This window comes from Aphanizomenon sp. CS-733/32, from assembly GCF_028330045.1.
GTDB lineage: Bacteria > Cyanobacteriota > Cyanobacteriia > Cyanobacteriales > Nostocaceae > Dolichospermum > Dolichospermum gracile.
The window spans coordinates 1-6,401 of record NZ_JAQMSE010000007.1 but is presented as its reverse complement, the minus strand read 5'-3'; the positions used below and the strand labels follow the sequence as shown (position 1 = coordinate 6,401).

Below are 6,401 nucleotides of genomic sequence, written 5' to 3'. Positions count from 1 at the left end.
AATAGAGTCTTTGGGAATGATTATGGGTTTATGTCTACTGGTTTATACTTTGGCTCAACGTCATATTAGAAATGCTCTTTTGGAGTCTAAATCAACAATTAAAAATCAATTAGGCAAAGCAACTAATCGTCCTACTTTACCCTGGATTTTTCAATGCTTTCAATTTTGGGGTGCGGAATGTGGGTTATAATTGACACAGACTCAGCTGTAGCGCAAAGTGGGAAAATTTTCAATCTTTAATCCTTAATCCACTTGGCGTATAGTCATAGTTTGTCCATCAGCAATCATACTTTATCATGGTTCGAGAACTTGAACGTCAACGTCAGGGTGCAACTTTTCCAGAATCTGCTCCAGCAGCCAATCCAGTGTTTTTTAGAACCTACAGCCGCAGAACAGAGGCAGGGCTAAGAGAAACATGGGAACAGGTGTGCGATCGCACTTTACGCGGTTTAGTAGAACTGGGAAAACTCACCCGTGAAGAGGCCGCCATTTTAGACAAGATGCAGCGGAACATGAAATCCCTCCCCAGTGGGCGTTGGATGTGGGTAGGTGGCACAGATTGGTTAACCAAACCCAAAAACTTCTCCGGTGCTTATAACTGCACCTCTACTAACCTTGTAGACTGGAGTGCTTTTGGATTGATGATGGATCTAGCCATGATGGGCTGTGGTACAGGTGCTATCATCGAACCAAAATATATTAATCAACTTCCCCCTATCCGTAATCGCCTCAATATCACCATTAAAGGTGAAATTGGCAGCACACCCCAAGCACAGCGTCGTGAATTTACACAAACCCATATAGAAGCTAACACCGCTACTATCCACGTTGGAGACAGCCGGGAAGGTTGGGTAAAATCCTATCAAACCCTCTTAGAACTTTCTACCGATGAAGGCTTTACAGGTGAGGTTCAGGTAATTGTTGATATCAGCGATGTGCGCCAATCTGGGGAAACCCTCAAAGGTTTTGGCGGCATGGCTAACCCTGTAAAATTACCTGGATTGTATCAGCGTTGCGCCTCTATTCTCAATAAGGCAATAGGCAGACAATTAAATTCAGTTGAATGCTGTTTATTAATTGACGAGGCTGCTGTAACAATTGTGGCAGGCAATATCCGTAGAAGTGCGGGTATGCGTCAATTCGTTTCTGAAGATGAACAAGGCGCAACTGCCAAAGATAACCTCTGGCAACAAGACGCAGAAGGTAACTGGCGTATAGATCCAGAACGTGATTCTTTGCGAATGGCCAACCATACACGAGTCTTTCACCGCAAACCAACCTTAGAAGAATCTATTGCTGCTGTACGTAGACAATATTACAGCGGTGAAGGGGCAATTCAATGGGCTGGTGAAGCAGTCGCTAGAGCTAATGCTGATTTATTAAATACACCAGAACGGAAAAGAGACTTTTTGCAGGCTTACGAGCAAGGGAAAGTCGAGCAATGGATAAAAGAATACCATCCTGAAATTGATGCTAATGAGCTAGAACATAGAACAGGTAGGTTTGGTTTAAATCCGTGCATAACGGCTGATACTTGGGTTCACACTGAACAAGGTGCAAGACTTGTTAAAGATTTGATAGGTAAACAGTTGAGTGTGTATGTCAATGGAGAATTGTTCAGCACTACAACCGATGGCTTTTGGTTTACAGGAGTCAAACCCGTATTAAAAGTTATCACTCAAGAGGGCTATGAATTGCGTTTAACTGGCAATCATCAGCTACTTAAGGTGACTGCTCAAACTCAGAAAAAGCAATACTCCGAGTGGGTAGAAGCTGAAAATTTGAGTCCTGGTGATTATATTTTCGTTCATAATCATCGTGGGGTACAACCTTGGGATAGTTTTGGTACTTTTGATGAGGGTTGGTTGCTTGGTAATCTCATTGGTGATGGTAGTATTGCCTCAACACAATCGGGTAAAACAGCGTATCTACGATATTGGGAAGATACTCAAGAAGAAATGGGAAGATATGCTGTTACTTTACTCAAAAAGGCTGTTGATTTTTCTGGCTCCACAGAGTCTGGACACTACCATAAGCAGCTAAAACATCGAGTGATCAACTCATCAGGGTTAGCTAGATTGGCAGCTAATTATGGTGTTACCTTAGAACACAAAATGCCAACAGATAAAATTGAGGAAGCCAGCTATGAATTTTATCGTGGTTTCTTACGTGGCTTATTCGATGCTGATGGTAGTGTACAAGGTAATCAACAAAAAGGTGTTAGTGTCAGACTGGCACAAAGCAACCTGGAAACTTTGAAAATTGTTCAAAGAATGCTGGCTCGATTGGGTATTATTTCAACAATTTATCAAGAGCGTCGTAGTGAAAGCTATCGTCATCTTCCTGATAGCAATCGTCAACCAGCCTTGTATTTTTGCAAAGCACAGCATGAGCTTGTAATCACCAATGATAATATCTATGCGTTCCAAAGCATTATCGGATTTCAGGAACCTCAAAAAGCTAATCGCTTGCAAGAATTAATTAGTGGATACAAACGACAACTAAATCGTGAGCGATTTGCAGTTAAAATCAAGGAAATTATACCTGATGGAGTGGAAGCAGTTTTTGACTGTACTGTACCAGGGGTTTCTCGATTTGATGCTAATGGCATTGTTGCCCACAATTGCGGAGAAATTATTGGTAGTAATTTTCACTGTGTAAGTGGTGATACTCTGCTCATCACTAAAGATGGAATGCACAAAATTGAGGATGTTGTTGGATGCGAAATTGACATTTGGAACGGTAAAAACTGGAGTCAAGTTGAACCATTGAAAACTGGTAGTTCTCGCGTTCTCTATCGCGTGCGTTTTGGAGATGGTTCATACTTAGATGCAACTGGGTATCATCGCTTCTTTGTCAAAGATAGATTTGGCAAGAATTATAAAGAAGTTCAAACAAAAGATTTGATGGATACCAGTCGGTATGCTATCCACACTGAACCATTTAAAATTGAATACGAAGATGGATTAAATGTTGATTCCAACTATGCCTACACTTTAGGAGTAGCGGTAGGAGATGGGACAACAGATCAAAACAACAATGCTAAAGTTAGGCTTTACGAACAGAAAGCCGCTTTAAATCTTTCAGGAAATAAATCTCCTATCAGAGATTATGACTACTTACCTACTTTTACAGATGTCACAGATTTAGGGTTTTCTGGAGAATTCTTAAAAAGCCTAAAAACAAATTCAGAAGCACTGAACGTCATTGCCAGTTGGAATCGTCAAGCAATTTTGCACTTTATCGCTGGTTTAGCAGATACAGACGGCTCAAATACACAAAGCAATGGCATCAGAATATATATCTCTGAGTATGATCGAGCTTACCGAGTTCAGTTACTACTTACTAAATGCGGTATTCGTTCATCTGTCAATCTTTGCGCTTATAAAGGGGCGGTTACCAACTATGGCATCAGAAGTAGAGATTTGTACTACTTGCAAATAACTGATTGTGGGGAAATTCCTTGTCAGCGTTTAGATGTAAGTAAGGGTACAGACGCTAAATGTAAAGGTAAATGGCAAGTTGTGAAAAGTGTTGAACAACTACCAGGATTACATGATACTTACTGCTTCAATGAGCCGGAATATCATAAAGGTGTTTTTGGTAATACCTTAACTGGAAACTGTAATTTGTCTGAGGTACATTTAAACCAACTCGACCCCGATAACTACAAAGAACAAGAAGAAGCGTTTACCGCTGGAGCGCTTTCTGTTGTCGCCCTGTTAAATCACCAATTCCTTGAACCCCGCTATCAATACAGCCGGGAATTAGATCCCATTGTCGGTGTATCCTTTACCGGATTATTTGACTTCTTTGTTCATGCTTTTGGGACAGATTGGTTACGGTGGTGGGAAGCAGGAAGACCCGAAACTCCTGAAGGACTGATTTTTAAACGTGGTGAACAAAAATATCTCAACTTCTGGAAAGATGTCGTTCATAAAGTAGTGTGGGAATATTGCGATCGCCATCAAATCAAACGCCCCAATCGTTGTACCACAGTCCAGCCCGCTGGTTGTTTAGACCGCACAGCTTTACGGATATTTGATCAAGGTTTACTTTACGCTGATGAAATTATAGATGCGGGAAGTGGCGAAACAGAAGGATTAGACCTAAGTGTTCGTGAAGGGATAGCAGCAGATAAAGCGATCGCCAATCAGCCCCTAAACCTAGTCCGCATCACCTTAAACAATGGTCGAATCTTACGCATGACGGCTAACCATCGTCTTAACGTAGATAATGCTTGGGTGCGTGCTGACCAACTAACCATCGGAATGGAAATCACCTATTCTCTTGGAGAATACAGCAAACAAGAAGATGCTCTACTTTTGAGTATTAACCCTCGACCATACACTCGTGATTACCGTCAAGAAACAGAAGGACATAGCCGAGGTGTCTTAACCAAAGATATTGTTACTCCCACCACCCTTAACCCGGAAATTGGCTACTTTTTGGGTTGCTTGTTTGGAGACGGTGCTTTCAGTGAACACAAATATCGGATTCGTTTTGCCTTTAATGCTCAAGAACTTGATCTAGTAGAACGATTACAAACCATTTCCTCCCAGTGGTTTGGACTAACTGGAACTGTTAGTTACGATCCTCGCAATGACAACTCACGAGGGGAACTGACTTTTGCTTGCAAACAACTGTTTGATTGGCTGAAACTCAATCAACTAGACAAATCTCATAGTATTGATCTTGACAGGATTCCCCAAGCAATCCGTCGTTCATCACGAGAAACAATCCTGTCATTTTTCTGTGGTCTCATTGATACAAATGGCTGTGTCCGTGAGCAAGGATCATTATCAATTGACTCCGCTAGTGAAGCATTCATCCGCAACTTACAACAAGTGGGTGAAGCTGTCGGACTCTGCTTCTCAATTTTCCATAACACCCAGGGAGAGAACCTACAGAAAACTAAAAATATGTGGGGTTTATCCTTAAGCCGAATGCTATCTCAACCAGAATCACTGACTTATCTCAATACCCATAGTCGCAAGTGTGGCTTACGTCCTTTATTTGCACCAAAACGTCAATTTGCCTTTAGTCCCTATCGAGTAGCTGCTATCGAATTTGAAACCATACCTGATTACAGCTATGACTTTGCAGTAGCAGGTGTAAATGATGACGATTCTTGGTACTGGCAAGGAGCGCTGAAATCTCACAATACCAAATCCCTCTTAACTGGAGCATCACCCGGTTGGCATCCCCCCAAAGCTCAAAGATTCATCCGCCGCATTACTTTCCGTAAAAACGACCCCGTAGCCCTAGCCTGTATAGACTATGGTTACAACGTCATCCCCTCCCAATCGGACAAAGACGAAAACGGCAACCTTCTCAACGATCCTTTTGATCCTCGGTGTACAGAATGGTTAGTCGAAATCCCCGTCGCCGTCTCTTGGGCTGACTTACCCGGTGCTGATGAAATAGAGGTTTCCCAGTTTTCCGTCTTAGCGCAACTGGATTTTGTCATGCAAGTTCAAAATCATTACGTCACCCATAACACCTCAGCCACCCTAGAACTCCGTTCCGAGGAAGTTGAACTATTGGGAATACGCATCTATCAAGCCATTCAAAATGATGAAGGATACATTTCTGCCGCATTATTAGCCCGATTTGACGACTTGCAATCCTTCCCCCGTCTCCCCTTTGAACCCATAGACAAAGCCACTTATGACAGCTTATCTAAAGAAGTCAAAACCCGACGCAGAACAGATGATTTCTGTGGTGCTTTAAGTCGTTACGATTTGGGAGAACTAACAGAAGCAGGCCCTAGCGGTTGTGACTCTGATAAATGTATGTTCCCAGAACAGCCACCCACATCATAAAATCCATGTAATCCCATTTCTCAAAATCCCCTCCTGGCTCAATACTTGTCGCTTAATCTCAAACAATGAAATTGCCTAGGTTGGTTTGACGGCAGGAAATCCAACATTTATCAACATTTGTTGGGTGTTACTATCCTTTAACCCAACCTACATTTCCTGAACCGAACAGTATTGCTTCCTGGCTGAAGGGGATTGAGGTAAGGTTCTTAGACTCCTGAATCCTGCTATATAGGGTTTGCTGAAAAAGTCTTCTCGTGGGGGCAGGCAAAAGGCAAAAGGCAAGAGGCAAGAGTTTGGGCTATCTGTTATCCCTAAATTTTGTGATTTATTCAACCCAAAATGCATACTTTTGGGACTATCCCCCTCAACAATCTTGCACCTATTTTCTTTTTTAGCAGACTCAAACCTTTCATATATATAGGTCTTGCATTTATTTAGCAAGCCCTATATATTGTGACGTACTCCACACACTCCCTTTCAGGTGAGTGTGGGCTTCTCAGTGACTCCTCTATGAGGACATTAACTGAGCTTTAAGACCGTGCGCCCCACGGTTCTTTGGTTTTGAGATTTGTTTTT

General features: G+C 42.2%; 1 protein-coding gene and 1 pseudogene. Both read left to right on the top strand.

Annotated elements, in window-relative coordinates:
- Positions 1 to 163 (top strand): annotated as a pseudogene (locus PN471_RS00350) (IS1634 family transposase); the annotation flags it as partial.
- A 133-nt stretch (positions 164 to 296) separates the two neighbouring features.
- Positions 297 to 5,825 carry a ribonucleoside-triphosphate reductase, adenosylcobalamin-dependent gene (nrdJ, locus tag PN471_RS00345; RefSeq protein WP_271775198.1) on the top strand — a complete coding sequence of 1,843 codons (5,529 nt, stop codon included), beginning with the start codon at positions 297 to 299 and terminating at the stop codon, positions 5,823 to 5,825.
- The last annotated feature ends 576 nt before the right edge of the window (positions 5,826 to 6,401 follow it).